The organism is Sorangium sp. So ce836, from assembly GCF_028553905.1.
Taxonomy (GTDB): Bacteria; Myxococcota_A; Polyangia; order Polyangiales; family Polyangiaceae; genus Sorangium; species Sorangium cellulosum_D.
Map to the genome: position 1 here is coordinate 13459062 of NZ_CP102233.1, position 17149 is coordinate 13476210.

General features: G+C 69.5%; 13 protein-coding genes and 1 pseudogene. 4 read left to right on the forward strand and 10 right to left on the reverse strand.

The annotated features are described in order from the left end of the window. Positions 1-137 precede the first annotated feature (137 nt). Together NQZ70_RS49180 and NQZ70_RS49185 are read right to left on the reverse strand one after the other, a co-directional pair. Positions 138-1259: a hypothetical protein gene (locus tag NQZ70_RS49180; protein ID WP_129580402.1), complete on the reverse strand. Its 1122-nt coding sequence runs from the start codon at positions 1257-1259 to the stop codon at positions 138-140. 258 nt (positions 1260-1517) lie between these two features. Further along, a complete protein-coding gene (locus NQZ70_RS49185) occupies positions 1518-2714 on the reverse strand; it encodes an FAD-dependent monooxygenase (RefSeq protein ID WP_129580403.1) in 1197 nt (398 codons plus the stop codon). Positions 2715-2949: 235 nt separating this feature from the next. Here NQZ70_RS49185 and NQZ70_RS49190 point away from each other — a divergent pair, with 235 nt between their 5' ends. Beyond that, entirely contained in the window at positions 2950-3996 is a 1047-nt protein-coding gene (locus NQZ70_RS49190; RefSeq protein ID WP_129580404.1) for an STAS domain-containing protein, read from the forward strand. 23 nt (positions 3997-4019) lie between these two features. On the opposite strand, the gene NQZ70_RS49195 is transcribed toward NQZ70_RS49190, so the two are convergent. From NQZ70_RS49195 to NQZ70_RS49205, 3 genes are all read right to left on the reverse strand, one after another. Continuing rightward, complete coding sequence (locus NQZ70_RS49195; protein WP_237244751.1) at positions 4020-6110, reverse strand: hypothetical protein; 2091 nt, start codon at positions 6108-6110, stop codon at positions 4020-4022. After that, the gene (locus NQZ70_RS49200) at positions 6107-10003 is read right to left on the reverse strand and encodes an RHS repeat-associated core domain-containing protein (RefSeq protein WP_165374553.1); all 3897 of its coding nucleotides are present in this window, start codon (positions 10001-10003) and stop codon (positions 6107-6109) included. The genes NQZ70_RS49195 and NQZ70_RS49200 overlap by 4 nt, the downstream gene beginning before the upstream one ends. Before the next feature lie 350 nt (positions 10004-10353). Further along, complete coding sequence (locus NQZ70_RS49205) at positions 10354-10665, reverse strand: hypothetical protein (RefSeq protein ID WP_129580405.1); 312 nt, start codon at positions 10663-10665, stop codon at positions 10354-10356. 280 nt (positions 10666-10945) lie between these two features. Here NQZ70_RS49205 and NQZ70_RS49210 point away from each other — a divergent pair, with 280 nt between their 5' ends. Beyond that, positions 10946-12175, forward strand: coding sequence for a winged helix-turn-helix domain-containing protein (locus NQZ70_RS49210; protein ID WP_129580406.1), 1230 nt, complete (start codon positions 10946-10948; stop codon positions 12173-12175). Here the strand turns inward: NQZ70_RS49210 and NQZ70_RS49215 are convergent. Then, on the reverse strand, positions 12172-12735 hold the full coding sequence (locus NQZ70_RS49215; protein WP_129580407.1) for a hypothetical protein: 564 nt from the start codon (positions 12733-12735) through the stop codon (positions 12172-12174). The genes NQZ70_RS49210 and NQZ70_RS49215 overlap by 4 nt on opposite strands. Positions 12736-13000: 265 nt before the next feature. Here NQZ70_RS49215 and NQZ70_RS49220 point away from each other — a divergent pair, with 265 nt between their 5' ends. Next, positions 13001-14200: a glycosyltransferase gene (locus tag NQZ70_RS49220; protein ID WP_129580408.1), complete on the forward strand. Its 1200-nt coding sequence runs from the start codon at positions 13001-13003 to the stop codon at positions 14198-14200. Positions 14201-14471: 271 nt separating this feature from the next. Beyond that, positions 14472-14606, forward strand: a pseudogene (locus NQZ70_RS49225) (JAB domain-containing protein); the annotation flags it as partial. 78 nt (positions 14607-14684) lie between these two features. Here the strand turns inward: NQZ70_RS49225 and NQZ70_RS49230 are convergent. The 4 genes from NQZ70_RS49230 to NQZ70_RS49245 all read right to left on the reverse strand — a co-directional run bounded on the left by NQZ70_RS49230 (position 14685) and on the right by NQZ70_RS49245 (position 17145). Then, positions 14685-14939, reverse strand: coding sequence for a hypothetical protein (locus NQZ70_RS49230; RefSeq protein ID WP_207217672.1), 255 nt, complete (start codon positions 14937-14939; stop codon positions 14685-14687). A 426-nt stretch (positions 14940-15365) separates the two neighbouring features. After that, positions 15366-15866, reverse strand: a complete 501-nt coding sequence (locus NQZ70_RS49235; RefSeq protein WP_237244753.1) for a hypothetical protein — start codon at positions 15864-15866, stop codon at positions 15366-15368. Between the two features lie 13 nt (positions 15867-15879). Then, the gene (locus NQZ70_RS49240; RefSeq protein ID WP_129580411.1) at positions 15880-16395 is read right to left on the reverse strand and encodes a hypothetical protein; all 516 of its coding nucleotides are present in this window, start codon (positions 16393-16395) and stop codon (positions 15880-15882) included. 27 nt (positions 16396-16422) lie between these two features. Continuing rightward, positions 16423-17145, reverse strand: a complete 723-nt coding sequence (locus tag NQZ70_RS49245) for a hypothetical protein (protein ID WP_129580412.1) — start codon at positions 17143-17145, stop codon at positions 16423-16425. Positions 17146-17149: the final 4 nt, after the last annotated feature.

The window sequence follows — 17149 nt, forward strand, 5'->3', positions numbered from 1 at the left end:
GCACGCGAAGCAACTCCATTGAACGTCGATATCTTGTGCTGTGTCGCTCGGTGACATAAAATACATTCGCTTGCGCTGTGCGGCAGGCGGGGAGTGGGGCGCCGGGCGGAGCGACGGATACGTGCGCTTCGGATCGTTCAGCGGCGGTCGCGACGCCGCCGCGCGCGGCTCGCGAGGGACAGCGCGAGCCCGATCGCGGGCAGCGCCCAGCCGCACGAGGCGCCGCGGCCCGCGCTCGCCGAGCAGCCGACGCTGGCGCGATCGCCGTCCGGGCCCTCCGGAGGGTCGCCGCCGGCGCCCGGGCCGGGAGCCTCGCAGGAGCTCACGTCGTCCTCGGCGCATTCGCTGGGGTGCCTCTCGCAGCGCGCCGCCCTCGCGCTGCACCAGGCCTCCTCGAAGCCCTCGGGCGGAGCAGCGCACCCCTCGACGGTCTCGTCGATGGTCGCCGCGTCGGCCGGGAAGACGCCCGTCGCGCCCGCGTCGCCGTGCGGGACGCACGTGCGCTCCTTCTCGATCGTCGTGCCGTCGACGAGGCTCCTGTACGTGAGCTGGTAGCAGTACTCCGTGGCCGCGACGTCGTACGACGCGCCGAGGAACCCTTCCCAGACCGTCTTCTTGCCGAGCTCCTCCCCGTCGGGGCTCGAGAAGGTGAAGGTCTTCACGTACTGGCCCACGCCGTGGTCCACCCCGCCGCTCACATCGAGGTAGACCTTGACGTAACGCTCCACCTCCTTGGCCACGCAGACCTCTTCAGGACCGCAGGTCCACCCATCGTCGGTACAGCAGCTCGTCTCGCCGTGCCAGCGCTCCTCGACGACGACGTTGGCCTGGACGGGGACGGCGCCGACCTCCATATCGACTGCGGCGCTGGCCTGGGTCTCCCAGATCTCGGCGCCGATGCTCTGTTGCTCCACCGTGACCTGGTAGGTGTGGCCGTCGACGAGCGGGGACGCGGGGCGAAAGGCGAGCAGGCTCTCGCCCTCGCTCACGGGCACGTCGGCGACCTCCTCCTGGGCGCCCGTGAGGACCTCGCCCGTGTCCTTGTCCGTGACCACGAGCACGGGCGCGCTCTCCGGACAGTTGTAGTAGCAGTTGACCCGGGCCACGATGACCCCGTCGAGCGGCACGGCGCGCGGGACCGAGGACGCATAGCGCCCGTCCGGCGGAGGCGAGCAGGCGGCGCTCGGACGGGAGATACAGAGAGCGCTCAGCCCTCCCATGACGGCGAGGGTCAACGCGGCGAAACGAGAACAAGGCATCGAAGTTCCTCCTCGAGCGGCCCGACGCGGGTCAGCTCCGCAAGGGCGTGCGCGGACGCATGTGCCGGTGTGCAGTCGCCGTGCCGGCCGCGACTCGCCCGATCGCCGCGAGGTTCTCGTGGGCTCCGCGCGCGCCGCGCATGACCATGGTGTCAGCCTGTGCCAGCAGACCTGAGCGCGCTGTCGCGCCGCGGAGCCCTGCGCGCGCCAGGCAGCCGGCGCCGCCTGAGCGAGCCCCGCCAGCTCCGAACGCGGCTTTCAGCCTCCGTTCGGGTAATCGGGGAGCTCGATCTTGCTGGCCGGCGAGGAGACGAGCCAGCCCTCGCGTCGCCGCAACAGGGGGCTGGACGCGAGCCGAAGGGCCGTGTGGAGGAGCGAAACGCCGAGCCTCGATCTCGGATGCGCGATCCAGGGGACGCCTGGGGGGAGCTTCTGGGCCAGGTCGACATAGGGGCGCATGCGTTTTTCATAGGCCGCGAAGGCGTCGCGATGATCGGAGCGCCGCGACAGCTCTCCCGCGAGCACGTAGGCGCCGACGAGGGCGAGGGTCGCGCCCATGCCGCTGACCGGCGACGGGCAGTACGCGGCGTCGCCCACGAGCGCGGCGCGACCGTGCGACCAGCGTGGGGCCATGACCTGGCTGACCGCGTCGAAGTAGACGTCCTCGGCGTCGGCCAGCGCGGCGAGCACCCGCGGCGATTCCCAGCCGGCGTCGGCGAAGACGCGCGCGATGAGCGCCTTTTGCTCGGCGGCGCTCAACCGCTCATGGCCGCGCGTGGGGGACAGGAACCACAGCGACGCCCGGGTGGTGCCCATATTGTCTGGACGCAGGAGGATCGATCGGCTGCCGGGGGCGTGGTACCAGCGAGCCCAGGCGCTGTCGGACGCTCCACGGGGGATCGTGAAGTAGCTGCCGTAGAGGCCGAGCGGGCGGATCGTGGGCTCATCGCCGACGATGAGCGTGCGGGTTCGTGAGCGGATGCCGTCGGCGGCGACCACGAGGTCGAAGTCGCGCTCGGCGCCGCGCTCGAAGGAGACCGTCACCCGGTCGCCGTGGTCGCGGAGGCCCGTGATCTGATCGCCAAATATATACTCCGTCGTGTCTCGGGTGCGGTCGTAGAGGATTTGGGCGAGGTCGCCGCGAAGGATCTCGAGCTCCTGGGTGAACCCGCCGCCGTCCGAGCTCGCCGCGGGGAACTCGGCCTTGGTCACGTCGCGCTCGTCGACGAAGCGGAGCCCCTGCTCCCCCGTGTTGGCGGCTCGGATGTCGCCTTCGATCCCCATGCGGCGCACGACGTCCCGCGCCGCGCCCTGGACGTCGATGTTCTGCCCGCCGAGCCGGAGCGCGCCGGCGCGCTCCACGACGACGGGGCGGAAGCCATGGCGCGCGAGCCAGAAGGCGAGCGCCGGGCCGGCGATGCTCGCACCCGCGATCAGAACAGCTCGATGTTCCACGGATGATTCGCTCCTATGTATTGCAATCGCCGTGAGGCGGTGGGGCCGCTCCGTCAGCCAGGATCTAGACATTGCATGAATTCGCGAAATGTCGAGAGCGCCCGAATCTCCCAACCCATGGTGCCAAAGAAGGGTTGCCGCCGGCGATGCGGTGTACGGGCTCGCGATGCAGGCGACCTCTGCGGTAATGCGGTGAGCCGACCTCTGCAGTGGTTCGACCTCCGAGGCGGAAGCTGTGCGGCTCTTGCGCCTCGCCGTCGAGAGCTCCGGCGCGCAGCGGGGCGCGCTGATCCTGGAGCGCGGCGAGGGGTTGCGCGTCGAGGCCGTCGCCGAGGACGGCGCCGAGGTGCGCGTGGGCCCGCCGGCGCTCGTCGGCGAGAGCGGCGCAGTCGCCCCCGGCGTGATCGACATCGTCAGGAGGACGAGGAGCTCCGTCCTCGTGGGGGACGCCGCGCAGGACGCGCGGCTCGCGGGGGACGGCTATGTCGCGGCGCGGAGGCCCAGGTCCGTGCTCGGCCTGCCCATGGTGAGTCAGGGGCGCCTGACGGGGATCCTGTACCTGGAGAACAACGCCGCGCCGGACATTTTCTCCCCCGCCCGCCTCGATCTGCTCGAGCTCATCGCCTCGCAGGCGGCCGTCGCGCTGGAGAACGCGCTGCTCTACGGGCGCGTCCAGGCGACGAGCGACGTCATCCGCCGCGACAAGGACGCGCTCGAGGCGGCGGTCGCCGAGCGCACGGCCGAGCTCTCCGCGGCGAAGGCGCGGCTGGAGGAGGAGCTCGCCGAGCGGGCGCGCGTCGAGCAGGCGCGGGCCGAGCTCCAGGACGATCTCATCCGCATTCAGCGCGACCGGCTCGCGGAGATGGCGTGTCCGCTCATCCCGATCACCGACCGCATCATGGCCATGCCGCTCATCGGGACCATCGACGCGGAGCGCGCGAATCAGGCGCTCGAGACGGCGCTGCGCGGCGTGTCGGACGCGGGGGCGCAGGTGGTCATCCTGGACATCACCGGCGTGAGCGTCGTGGACAGCGCCGTCGCGGCGACGCTCCTGCAGACGGCGGCCGCGCTGCGGCTGCTCGGCGCGGAGGTGGTGATCACCGGGGTTCGCCCGCAGGTGTCTCGCGCCCTGGTGAGCCTCGACATCGATCTCGGCGGGCTCGTGATCCACGCGACGCTCCAGCGCGGGATCGGCTATGCGCTCCAGCGGACCGGCGAGGCCCCGCGCCTCGTGGAGCTGGCTTCCCGGGGGCCGAGAGCCCTGCGCGACGTGCCGCGGTGATCCCTGGGCTGCGGACGGGCCAACTAGGGCAGCCACCGGCCCACGTCGGCGATGGCGCGGGCGACACCCACGAGCGCCGCTGTGCCACCCAATCGTCGCACCAGCGGTGAGAGCTCGGTGAGGCTGCCGAAGCCCACCAGCATCCCGGGATATTCGTCGGTCCAGTCGTTTCCCAGCTCGTTGCAGAGCACCCTGGCTGCATCGGCAAGGGGCATCCAGGGCGCGCACGCCGCCAGGATCCGCAGCGCCAGGCGGTCACCGTGCGCCCAGTACGCGGCCATGACCTCTCGTACGGCCTTCGCGCGCATCTCATCGGGAAGATCGGGCAGGATGCCCGCGAAGGCGACCATCCGCGATTCCCCTTCCCGGCTCTCCGCCAGGCTCCAGGCCTCCTCGGGCGAGAGGTTCGTGGGCCGAATCACCAGATCTCTCGCGAGATACCCGTCGACCTCCTCGTGCTTCGCGCCCGCGCGGATACGACGGGCGCGCTCGGGATCGGCTGCGCTCTGGTCAGTCGCCACGTAAGGGATCGGTCGGGGAAAGACCTCGCCAAGACCTGCGCACGCATCTGCTGCCCACCGCTGAACGAGCTGCTGTTCCGAGCCTGTCAACACGGAAGCTAGCGTCACCAACGCCTCGGCACGCTCGCGCGCAGCTCCAGCTGGCCTGTTTAGATCGATCGATGACTCAACATAAGGGCCTGTCCGATAATCTACTTCTTCGTGACTACCCTCTTTTGCAAAAAGAGCTCCTTCGGCCAACGCGCATCGAACAATGGCGCAGAGCAGCGTTGCTCTTTCGTGCTCGGCCACTCCAGTGCATTCTGGACTGCACGCCGAGACAAGCGCGTCCTCGGCGGCGTAGCGTGCGCGACGAGCGTCGGTGGTGAACCCGACCAAGCCTCCGGGGCGGTTCGTCCAGATCTGGAGCCACTCGGGCGAAACAAGGCTCATCAATTCAGACACCGAGACAGAGCGCCGCTGCATGTGGGCGCCCAGATACTCTACGAGGTAGGATGGCCACGCATCAGGTACGACCGCTCCGCGCGTGAGCGCCGCCTGTCCCCTCCCGATAATAGCGTCTTCGACGGACGCTGCCTTGTTCGCGTCCATTATCCAAGTTGCACGGGTCGCATCATCGCGGAAGGAATATCTTTCATTTTCGCGCAGCACGATGGGCTTGGGGCCAGAATGTCGCCCGTTCTCGAAAGCTTCAAGCCCGGTCTCGTCCAAGCCAATAGCCGAGACGAGATCGTCCTTCGATACGGGAGCGAGCACCGTCCCAAGTGCATCGAAGAAGCGGACCAACGAAGGTTCAATCTCGCCAACTCTCTCGATGGTTCGCCGCGCCTGCGTCGATCCTTCTGAAGAGTCGATCTCGCCGGCAAGCAAGAAGAGGCTCGTCTGCTCCGGAGGCCAGGCGAGGCGTTCATACAGCCCCGGACCGCGCGCGGAAGTGCTCTCCGGACTGGTGGACGCGATGATGTGTGCACCATCGTACGCTTCACCCAGGAAGGGCATTCGCCTGTGCGGCCAACCATCTGCCGCCCGCTCGAGCCCGTCCACGATCACGAGTAACTGGGGACACTCCTCGCTGGGAACCGAAGAGACCGAGTCGACATCCCGCAGTGCCATTCGGATCGACAGCCTCAGCTCTTCGGGGCTCCGCGGCCGACTGAAGACCGCCGTTGTTGAGCTCCGAAATAAGCCGAAGAACAGCTTCAGCATATCGCGTTCGACTGCGGTTCCAAAGCACGGGCTTACCGGCACAAAGATCACCTCGGCTGCCTTGCGCTCCACGATCGATATGGCCCATCGCGCCAGGAGGGCCGTACGTGCCCGCGGATCGGCGCTCACCACCAGGGCGCAGGCAGGCCCGCCGGCAAGCCAGTCGTCAAGTTGTGTGAGCAACGAGAGCATCTCCGGCGGCGTCGGTCGAACGAGAACCTCTTCCGCGATAACCCGCCAGAACGCGGCAAGCCCGCGATGCGAACGCGCGTAGCCTCCCTCCGGACCGCGCAAGGTGTCGAGTGCACCGCGCCTCGCAGCAAGCGCCGGACCGCCAGTCGAGTCGTCGGCCCTCTCCGCCCCCTCCGCGCACGTACGTGTGTTCATCGTGATCCGTTGAAAATCTTCGCCGTTGCAGGATTGTAGGTAGACTCCCCGTTCCAGGGAGCGGTTTTCCCAGGTCTGGTCGGAGGGTGCCCCTGGACAGACGTGTGAGGGATCCCCATCTCTTTCAGCATCGCCTTGCAGGCAGGGCAGGGATTGGCTGCGACTCGCTTTCCACGCTTGTAATTGTCCGCGTTGCCTTCGTACGTCTCCAATGTGTAGCCTTCCTCCTGGAAAAGCCTGGCGATGTCCGCTTTGGTGGCGCCAGGGCCTAGCCGATGCGCCAGGTTGGTGAGCGCCGAGCGCTCGGCGCAAGGTTTGCCGTCAGGAACGGCGCTGTGCGACGGCGGAAGGGGCCGACCCGTGTTCTGATTATGACCATCGGCGACGATGTTGCCGGCTCTGTCCTTGATGATCGAGTACATCAGCCCCTCGACGTCGACCGCCGACGTCGGGCAGTTGGCCGCGTACGCGAAGACGTTGAGACCGCCCTCGATGCCCAGAGGATCGGCGCTGATATACCGGCCGAGATCCGGGTCGTAATAACGGTACCTGTTGTACGAGAGCCCGGTCTCCTCGTCCGCGTACTGACCCCGGAAGCGCAGCGGCGTGCTCGTCTGAGCGCCTTCCAGCATCGTCGCGGAACCCCACGGGGCGCGCGCGAGCTCGCAGCCGATCTGCCCATCCGATCCGACGAGTATCTTGGGCGCGCCCGAGTCGTCGTTCAGGTAATGCCACCACGCCGACACGGTGCGTGTCCCGCCCTCGGCGTGCGCTTCGCGGTGCGCGACAGGGACGGTCCTGCCGTGCTCGAATACGTACGTTCGCTCGTCGACGATCGGGTTGCCCGCGGCGTCGGCTCTGCGTCGAATCTCGTGCACGAGCGCCCCGCCATCCCAGACGAAGCGCGTCGCCTCTAGCTCCCGCTCGGAGCCGTCCGCCGCGCGGGCCAGGAGTCGCTTGGCGACGCGCCGGCCAAACGGATCGTACTCGAATGCGACGACCTGGCCGTCGGGGCGTTCGACCCTCGCCAGCATGCCCGACGCTGACCAGCGATACCTCGTGACCTCCTCCTCGCCTGAAGCCGAGCGCCTGCGTCTCATGATGAGGCGACCGTCATCGTCCCACGTGAACTCGGCGCTCCCAGCGCGCTGAATCCGACCGCCGGTTGCGTACGAGCGTGGGGGGGCCCCGGGCGTGACGTCGTGTAGGTTGCCCGCGAGGTCATACCGGTACGAGGCCACCTCACGCCCGTCGCGGAGCACCTGGGCGAGCTGGCCGACCGGGTCGTACGCGTACTGCATGCTTCCACCGCGTGCGGTCCAATGTTCCTGGAGGAGACCGGTCGGCACGTACCGGCGCCCCTCGACGTACACCGTCCCCGGCGGCAATCGCCCGATCCAGGCGGGCTCCAGGGAGAGGTCCCTGCCTGCGGCGCCGGGCGCGCTCGCCACGATCCGCCGTTCAGCGAGGCGCCCGAACGCGTCGTACAGCATGTCGATCCGCGCTCCACCCTTGAGCGAGCGCGTCAGCTCACGTCCCGTAGAGTCGCGGACGGACACGGCCTCGGCCTGGCCGTCGAGGAAGAGCGCGACTTGCTGGCGCCCGAAGTCGTACGACCACTGCGCCGTATGGCCGAGCGAGGTGCGGCGGGCGGCAATCTCCCCGGTGATCCGATGATCGACGTGCACCGAGACAGGAGCGCCCGCGACATCCTGTGTCTCGGCGACGATCCATCCTCGTTCGTTTCTGTTGAAGGTGAAGCGACCCGCGGCGTTTACGGCGCAGACGATCTCACCGCGCCCATTGTACTCGAAGGATTCCTCTGTCCCATCGTCGAAGGTGCGTCTCGTGAGCTGCCCCGCGAGATCACGTTCGTACTCGCTGCGCTCGCCTTGCCCGTTCCTGGACCACACCATCCTGCCCAACGCGTCGTAGCCGTACTGCAGCACGCGGCCGTCGAACGTGCGCTCGCCGACGATGAGCCCGGCGAGGTTCCTCTCGTAGCTGTGCCGCTCGCCCCGGCCGTTCGTGATACGCATGAGCCATCCTTCGCGGTTGTACTTCAGCTCGGTCACTTCGCCGTTCGGCCGCTCGATGCGAACGGGCTTGTGAAGCCCTCCATAGTACATTCGCGTCATCTGACCGTCGGGCTCGGTGATGCTCACGAGGTTGCCGGCGCCGTCGTAGGCGTAGCGCTCGACCGAACCGTCCGGAGAGGTCACGGACAGGAGGCGTCCGCCGTCAGAGTAGGTGAAGGCCGTCCGCCCGCCGCGCGCATCCCAGATCTCGACGCACCGGCCCCATGCGTCGTAGCGCGCCCGCGTTTGCGCGCCAGCCTGATCGATGTGCTCGACGACGTTGCCCTGCGCGTCGCGGCGGAAGACGAGCCCCCTGCCATCGGGCCAGCGGACCTCGATGGGCAGACCTCGCGGATCGAAGCGAACCGAGCAGGTGGCGCTGATCGGATCGGTCCAGAACAGGGTGTCACCGGCGCGATCGACGCGGGTAGTCTCCCCGTCCGGTCCGATGACCGCGGTGATTTCGCCTGTCGCGTCGCGCTCGATCACGGTGCGACGGCCAAGCGGGTCCACGACCTCCAGCTCGCGCCCCAGGACGTCGCGCTTCCAGGTCGTCCGCGCCCCGAGGGGATCGGTGAACGAGGCGAGAAAGCCTCGCCGGTCATAGGTGCGGTCGAAGACGCCGAGCGGCGTCACCGCCTTGTCAACCAGCCCGTGCGCGTTGCCAAAGTACCGGTGTAGAGCCACCGAGTCGACGACCTCGCAGTAGCCGTCCCCTGAGTACTCGAGCTTGATGTGCAGGATCCCCTTGGCCCTGGTGACGTGATCGGCGAGCATCGCAGGGACGTCGTCAGTCAGGCTCGGATCTGCCTTGCCCGGGTACTCGCCCCACGTCTCGATGCATCGGCTTTCGCCATCGTATCGAAAAGAGAACATGAGTTCAGTTGGGTCCGTGGTTGACGTCAGCCGATTGTTCTGGTCGTACGTGTACCGCGTGACGTGTCCGTCGGCGTCCTCTACCTGGATGAGCCTGCCTTGTGGGTCGTAGGTGTATCGGGCGAACGCGACCCACCTCCCCTGGACGACGGTGTTCTTTGCTTCAAAGGCGGCGATCCGGCCGTCCCGCCCGCGCAGCACGCGGACGACGCGCCCCGAGGCGTCCGTCGCCTCGACGAGAAGACCGCGATCGTAGGCGAGGAGGATCCGGTTCTGTGCTCGGTCGCCGATAACCGTAACCAGGTACCGCTCGCCCTCGTCGGAGGCGACGCGCTCGCCGAAGATCAGGTGCTGCCCATCGGGGAGATCGAGCCGGAACCCGGTGCCTTCGCGGTGGACGATCCAGCCGTGAGGGCCGATGATCCCCGTCCCCGGGGGCACCTTGCCGATGTCGTGCTCGATGCCGTCGAACGAGCGGATACGGACCGATCCGCGGCGGAGAAGGAGCTGCCACGCGAGCGAGTGGGTCCACCCGAACCCGATGCCGACATCGCGGTCGCGCGCGCCGCTCGAGTACGTGCGCTCGATGACGAGCGGCAGAGGGCCGGGAAAGGCGACGTCGACGGCCGGCACGGTGAAGACGCGCCCGGTCACCACGTCGACGGGATCACCGCGCGACATCCTGCCGCTCGTGCCGGAGCCATGATGGTTGGGGCATCCACCGCCGTCGGTCGAGCCGGTGCCGCACGAGCCGGCGCCCTTGCCGCCGCCGTCCGCGCCGTTGCCTCCGCTGCTGCCGTTGCCGCCCTGGCCGTCGCCCGCGCCGTTGCCGCCACGACCGCCGGAGCCCCCGCCACTGCCGCCGCCCTCCATCACGAAGACGCCGGGGTTCATGCCGGGGATGGCAGGGATGTTCGGAACCGGGGCGGTACGTGCCATCCGCCGAGCATACGCCAGCCGGCCAGGCGTGCGGAGCGGCTGCGGCAGGCCATAGGCTCGGGAGGACCGGGGCTCAACCTGGCTCGCCCCGGCTCGATCCCGGGGGGGTTGCAATTCCTTCGCGCGGTCCCGCTGGCCTCGATCTGCCGCGCTGCGCTCGGCCGCTCCTGCCCGGCGAGGACGAGGCGATGGACCGCGCGCTGCGGGGCACGCTGACCTCGGCACGCAGGGCTGCAGCTTCTACAGCCAGCTCGTGGTCACCGGGCCGGCCACCGCCGACACGCACGCCGAGCTGGGAGGAGGTGGTGGAGCACATTGGAACAACCCACCGTGGCTTGCCTATCCCGGCCTCAGTCGGGGCGCTCGACGAGCTCGACGCGGGTCCACACGTCGCCCTCACACGATCCCTCGGCTTCGATCCAAGCGCGGCAGCGCTCGCACTCGGTATAGATCTCGAAACGCGCGGGCAGCCGGAAGCGCTCCCGGTCGCAAGCCGGAATGGCACACTCCTCGTCGACGTGTTGCCGTGGTGGTGAACGCATCCCCTGCACCCATTCGAACAGGCCGCAGGGACCGTCCTTTCCCTGCCAGCCGTCGAGCGTAGTCCCACACCTGGGGCAAGCGAGCTGCGGTGCCGGCGTATACCAGTCAAACATCCCCATGCTGGAAACCCCTCGATGTGGTTGAGCCGCCCAACGGCGCGGCGGTGCGCTGCCGCGCCGCAGGCGGGGTCAGCACCAGCCCTCCCGTCGGTTGTACCTTTCGTGGCATCTTGAACTGTTCGCGAGACGCCGCGCGGCTCCGCCTCGCGCGCCGCCGACGTCCTTTGGCCCAACTTGCCACCGTTCTTCTGATACCAGAAGCCGGCCATCGCGCCGCCGCAACGTTGTACTTTCTTTGCTCGGGCTTTATGGTGCGGGCCCGAACGGACGGAAGGCGCGGATGAAGGACACCCTGTCGGCGGCGGAGGCCCGGCGCATCGCGCTGGCGGCGCAGGGCTTCCGGGCGGAGCGGCCCGGGCCGGCGGCGACGAAGCAACAGCTGACCCGGCTGATCGAGCGGCTGGGCGTGGTGCAGATCGACAGCGTCAACGTGGTCTCGCGCACCCATTACCTGCCGGCCTTCTCGCGGCTCGGGGCCTATCCGCGGCCGATGCTGGAGGAGCTCGCCTGGGCGAGGAAGCGGCCGCTGCTCGAGTACTGGGCGCACGAGGCCTCGCTGCTGCCGCTCGCGACCCAGCCGCTGCTGCGCTGGCGGATGGCCGACGCGCGCGACGGGGTGGGCGTCTGGAAGGGCGTGGCGCGCTTCCTGCGCGAGCACCGGCCGGTGGTGGACCGGGCGCTGGAGCAGATCCGCGAGCGCGGGCCGCTGGCCGCCTCCGAGCTCGAGGTCGGCGCGAAGGGGGCGGGCGGCTGGTGGGGCTGGAGCGACGCCAAGCGGGCGGCCGAGTGCCTGTTCTGGACCGGCGAGCTGACGACCGCCACGCGGCGGGGGACCTTCGAGAGGGTGTACGGCCTGCCGGAGAAGGTGCTGCCCAGGGCGGTGCTCAAGGCGCCGACGCCCGCGCGCGAGGACGCCCAGCGCGCGCTGATCCGCATCGCCGCCCGGGCCATGGGTGTGGCGACCGAGCGGGACCTGCGGGACTATTTCCGCATGGGGGTCGCCGAGACGAAGGCGCGGGTCGCCGAGCTCGTCGAAGCCGGTGAGCTGCTCCCCGTGGGCGTGACGGGCTGGCGGGAGCCGGCCTTCCTCGATCCCGCCGCCCGGCGGCCGAGGCGGATCGAGGCCTGCGCGCTGCTCTCGCCCTTCGACAACCTGATCTGGTTCCGCGAGCGCACCGAGCGGATGTTCGGCGTGCGGGTGCGGCTCGAGATCTACACCCCGGCAGCGAAGCGGACCCACGGCTACTACGTGCTGCCGTTCCTCGAGGGCGACGCGATCACCGCGCGGGTGGACCTGAAGGCCGATCGCAAGGCGGGCGTGCTGATGGTGCAGGCGAGCCACGCCGAGCCCTCGGCGGGCGCGCAGACGCCGGAGCGGCTGGCGGGCGAGCTGCGGACGATGGCCGCGTGGCTGGGGCTGGAGCACGTGCGGGTGGAGCCGAAGGGCGACCTGGCGGCGCGGCTGACGGGGGCCCTGTCGGGCGTCCGCGCGTCCCGCAGGAAGCGCTAGCCGGACACGCGCTCGACGAGGTAGCCCATCTCGCTCGTCTCCTCCTCCGCGCCAGCCAGCTCCTGTGGACCCGACGCTGGAGGGCCGATCCGCTCGGCGAACCAGCGCAGCACATCTCCGAAGGAGGCGCCGTCGAACAAGAGGTCGGAGCCCTCAGATGTCGGATGGGAGCTGTCTGGAGCGTAGATGATCGTCGTGCTCCGAAGGATCGTCGCCATGGCGCGGGCAGCCGCGCGAAGACCCTCGCGAACGTGGGGTTCGAACACGAATGACCACCACCGGGCGGGATGCGTGAGCTCGAGGCCGGTCCGGAAGACAGTCGCGGAGAAGCCGCCGGGACCAGACAGCGAAAGGTGTCCTTCCTCGAACAGCTCCTCGGCGACATTGCTGTAAAGTGGGTCTCGGTCCCAGCGCCACGGACGAGGCGCGTCATCCAGGTCGAGGTGGACATCGAGCGCTGCTGCAGGACAGCCGAGCCGCGCATCCAGCAGCTCCGGAAGGCGATAGAGCTCGTCCCAGGAGAGCGAGTGGTCGAGCAATGCAGTGAAATCAACGCCCACCCGAAGAACCTACCACGGTCCTCAACGCTCTCGCCGTGCATGAAGCCCACGAGAGCGCGCCGACGAGGGGAAGCGTACTGGTTCGCGCGAGATCCACCGGCCGTTTCGGCCTGAACGGATGATCCGCGTCGCGGGCGTCTTCCCCCGCCTCCCGCTTCAGCATGTATACCGGAGCTTGGGCGATAATACGATGAAAAATCGCATCGGCGGTGCCATTTCGTCTTCCGTCATCCACGCGGCGCGCGTGGTGAAAGGGAGAGAGACGATGCGGGTATTGCTGACGGGAGTGGGGACGCGCGGTGACGTGCAACCCGTGGTGGCCCTGGCCGCCGAGATGCGTCGTCGGGGGCACGACGTGCGGCTGTGCATTCCGCCGAACTTCATCGACTGGGTGGCCGGCATGGGCTTCACGGCGAGCCCGATCGGCATCGCGATGCGTGCGCCGAGCGGGGCCGGCGCCGCGCAGGCCGCGATACCGACGCCGGAGCAGGTCCGCGCGCTCGTCGCGCACCTCGTTAGGGACCAGTTCGACGCGACCGCGGCGGCCGCCGAGGGATGCGACGCGATCGTGGCCGGCGGAGCGCACCAGTACGCCGCGCGGTCCATCGCGGAACGGCTGGGCATCCCGTCCGTGGTCGCCCTGTACGCGCCGGTGGCCCTGCCGTCGCCGGATCATGCGCCCGGCGGGGTGACTGGTGGCGACCCGGAATCCAACCTGCGACGCTGGCAGGACGAATCGCGGAGCTGGAACGAGCGCGTTCTCGAGCGGCTCAACGAGCATCGGGAGCGGCTGGGGCTGGGTCCGCTGAGCGATGCGTTCAGCCACATCCTGGGCAAGGATCCGTGGCTCGCGGCCGACCCGGTCCTCGGGCCGCTGCCGGCGACGCCCGGCCTCGAGGTCGCGCAGACGGGAGCCTGGCTCCTGCCCGACCCGACGCCGCTCGCTCCCGAGCTGGAAGCGTTCCTCGCCGCCGGCGAGCCGCCCGTCTACGTCGGCTTCGGCAGCATGCCTGTGGACCCGCAGACCGGCCGGAGCGTCATCGAGGCCGTGCGGGCTGCGGGGCGCCGCGTCGTCCTGTCGCAGGGGTGGGCCGAGCTCGGTCTGGTCGACGACGCTTCCGACTGCATCGCGATCGGCGACGTCAACCAGCAGGCGCTGTTCCCGAGGGTCGCCGCGGTGGTGCACCACGGCGGGGCGGGGACGACCACGACCGCCGCGCGCGCGGGGGTGCCGCAGGTGATCGTGCCGATGTTCTCGGATCAGCCGTATTGGGCGTCGCGCGTGCGGGCGCTCGGGATCGGGACGTCGGTGGACCGTGGGGCGCTGAGCGCGGAGTCGCTCCGGGCGGCGTTGGGGGGCGCGCTCGATGAGGGGGTCGCTGCTCGCGCGGCCGCAATCGCCGGCATCGTGGTGGTGGATGGCACGGCCGTCGCCGCCGACCTCATCGAGCGGGCCGTCGCGTGAGCCTCGGGGGGCGCAACGTTCGGCTCAGCGGGCGCGCGAGAGTGGTTGACCGTCCATTAACGCGCATAACGCGCACTCCCGTTGATGCCGCCGCCGCGGCCGCCTCCAACGTCTTGCCTTCCATCCGCTTCGTCCTCAGCACGCGGACCTGCCTGTCGCTGACCATCCGGGCTCCTCGAGCCCCGGCACCCGGCCGGAGCCCTCCGCTCCGCACCGTCGCACAGGCCGTCCGCACGGCCGCCACCACCGGCAAATCTAGTTGTCGTCAGGCGGCGACTCGACGCCGACCCGCGAGGACGAAGCGATAACCCAGGAGCTGCGCCGCCTCTCCTCGGAGCAGCACGTCCCGCTCACGGCGCACGTCATCGTCACGCCCAGCGGCCGCTACGCCGCCGTGCACGAGTAGGCGCTCGCGGCGCGCTGCGCCCTGCTGCTGGGGCGCAGCGCAGTCCGGCGACGAGCACGCTCGTATCGAAGGCGATCTTCACGAGCCTCCCTGGATCCGGTCCGCCCGTGCGTCGCGGTCGGGACGATGGTCGAACACATCGGCGGGCAGGGTGGCGTCGGTGTCGACAAGCAGCAGACCATGCCGCTCGGTCAAGGTGACGTCCCCGCGGCGAGCTGGCTGAGCCGTAGCAGGCACGTCGCTCGCGGCCTCGTGCGCGACGAGCTCGATCACGCGAAGCCGATCGGGGACGGGGAGGGCACGGATGGCGGCGACGATCTGCTCGACGGTCATGCCCGGCAGGATGCCATCCCCGCAGCTCGCGAGAAAGTCGGTGGTCCGTTACAGAGGCATCGAACGGGCGGAAGAAGCAGGAGGCCCGAGGTGCGCCACCGAGCTCGGCCAGCGGCCCCGACCTGGGGTCAGCTCGTCCGACACGGGTCGGTGATGCTGGTTGCTGTCCGCCCTGGTCGCCCTCCTCGACGGTGACGGCTCGGCCGGCTACCACCTGCCGTCCGGTGGGTTGAGCGCGCTAGCGTCCTCCGTGAGCTGCGCCGCCACGTCGTCCAGCATGCCCGCGCTGCAGGGGGCGGACGATGTGTGGGCGGTAGGCAGCCTACGAAGCGCTTCGTAGAAGCCAACGAAGGCGTTCGCATTCCCTTTGCGGATTGCTATCAGCCGCCGCGATCCCTCCCCACGCCGGCTCGGCCGCCCTCCCGCTCACTCGTAGTCGCTCCTCAGCGCCTCATAAAACGCATCGCTCATCAGATAATCCGCCCACCACGGCTCCACCGGCGTCACCCCCCGGCGCTGCTGGAACAGCACCAGGTCGTCCAGCTCGCCGTCGTACCAGCCCCACAGGAACCGGGCCCGCAGCACGTCCACGTTTCGCCCGCGCAGCTCGGCCACCGCGTCCTCGAGCGACTCGTCGTCGAACTCGTCGACCAGCGCCTCCGCCTCGTCGATGATCTCGCCGAGGTAGGCCAGCCCCTTCTTCGTGATCTCGAACCGCGCCTTGCGGCGGTTGACCTCGACGAGATCCGCGTTCACGAGCTCCTGCAGGACGTCCTCCAGCGGGCTCAGCGCCGACGGCAGCACGAGAGGAAACTCCATGCCTCCGTCGGCGGGCTTCAGGTCCATCTTCTTCAGCACGTAGATGCCGGCATAGACCAGCTTCTGCTCGCGCGACACGATCGGCTGTCTGCGTCCATCGAACATCATCTGACTCCGTCTCTCACTCCGCGATGCGCCAGGCCTCCGCCTCGAGGCGGATGTGCCGGCGCCCGTCTGCGTCGGTGTCGAGCCACGCGTCGACGTCGCCGTGGGCGTAATACACGGGGGTGCGCCCCGCCGCCTCCGGCCGCCGGATGCGCGCGGCGTGGGGGTTGCACATGGCGAGCACGATGGCGCGCTCGCCCGAGAACGCGGCCGGCAGCCAGCGCTCGAGGAACGCCGACAGCAGCACCGTCACCGAGTAGTCCTTGGCGACCTCCTCGACGAAGAACTCGAGCTCCACGTCGTCCGCCAGCTCCTCCGGCTCGTCCGCGGCGTGCACCGCCACGACGAGCGCGTCGGTCACGCGGACCGGCGCCCGGTCCGCGCGGCCGTCCAGCCAGAGCGCGTCCACCCGGCACCAGCCGAACTGCGTGGACTCCACGTCCGGCTCGTCGCGGTGCTGCTCGAGGTTCAGCAGCTCCAGCGCGGGACGGCAGCGGAACGGGAGCTCGGAGATGCTGCGCAGGGGCTGCATCGCGGCAGGCGGCGCGCTGCTGCGCGGCTACGCGACGAGGCGCTCGGGCCTGCGGCCGCGCTCGCCGCGGCGGACGCCGAAGCGCGAGCCGGCGCCGGACTTGCCGCTGCCGAAACGGCTGCTGCCGACGTTGTTGTAGCGCCGCCCGGTCTGCGACGACTTGCTGTGGTCGACGCCGGACGGGTTCGAGGCGCGGTAGGTGTCGCGGTGGGACCGCAGATCCGGCGCGCGGTTCGGCGGCGTGGTGTACGGCTGCGTGTACACCGGCACGTAGTTCGGGCGCAGCGCCGACGACACCATGGCGCCGAGGAGCATGCCGGACGCGAGGCTCATCACCGGCGAGCTGTAGTAGGCGTAGTGGCCGAACCCGGACGTCTGGATCTGCGCAGCCCCTTCGCCCGAGACGTCGCGGCGGATGGTGAACACCTTCTCAGGGTCCTGCACGGTGCCGTCGCTGTTCTTGTCGAAGAACCCGGTGACGACCTGCGTCTTGGCGTCCAGATCCTGGACGGCGACGCTGATGACCTCGCTCCCCTGGTAGATCTCGTTGACGCGCCGCTCGAAGTCCTCAGGCCCCTCGGCCGTCTTGTAGGCCTCGTTGACCTTGTCGAAGTCGAGCTCGACGTTCGTGTTCTCGGTGGTCGCCCACCGCTCCTTGGACGGCCCGCGGCTGCCGGCGCTATCGCAACCCGCGGTTGCGAAGGCGAGGGCTGTCAAGAGCACGACGGGCAGGCTGGTCTTCGTCATCATCTGG

What these genes read in the sequence shown, in the direction of transcription:
- NQZ70_RS49180 (WP_129580402.1), bottom strand. Translation starts at nt 1,259, where the DNA reads ATGCCTTGTTCTCGTTTCGCCGCGTTGACCCTCGCCGTCATGGGAGGG.
- NQZ70_RS49195 (WP_237244751.1), bottom strand. Translation starts at nt 6,110, where the DNA reads ATGAACACACGTACGTGCGCGGAGGGGGCGGAGAGGGCCGACGACTCG.
- NQZ70_RS49200 (WP_165374553.1), bottom strand. Translation starts at nt 10,003, where the DNA reads ATGGCACGTACCGCCCCGGTTCCGAACATCCCTGCCATCCCCGGCATG.
- NQZ70_RS49205 (WP_129580405.1), bottom strand. Translation starts at nt 10,665, where the DNA reads ATGGGGATGTTTGACTGGTATACGCCGGCACCGCAGCTCGCTTGCCCC.
- NQZ70_RS49210 (WP_129580406.1), top strand. Translation starts at nt 10,946, where the DNA reads ATGAAGGACACCCTGTCGGCGGCGGAGGCCCGGCGCATCGCGCTGGCG.
- NQZ70_RS49220 (WP_129580408.1), top strand. Translation starts at nt 13,001, where the DNA reads ATGCGGGTATTGCTGACGGGAGTGGGGACGCGCGGTGACGTGCAACCC.
- NQZ70_RS49230 (WP_207217672.1), bottom strand. Translation starts at nt 14,939, where the DNA reads ATGACCGTCGAGCAGATCGTCGCCGCCATCCGTGCCCTCCCCGTCCCC.
- NQZ70_RS49235 (WP_237244753.1), bottom strand. Translation starts at nt 15,866, where the DNA reads ATGATGTTCGATGGACGCAGACAGCCGATCGTGTCGCGCGAGCAGAAG.
- NQZ70_RS49240 (WP_129580411.1), bottom strand. Translation starts at nt 16,395, where the DNA reads ATGCAGCCCCTGCGCAGCATCTCCGAGCTCCCGTTCCGCTGCCGTCCC.
- NQZ70_RS49245 (WP_129580412.1), bottom strand. Translation starts at nt 17,145, where the DNA reads ATGATGACGAAGACCAGCCTGCCCGTCGTGCTCTTGACAGCCCTCGCC.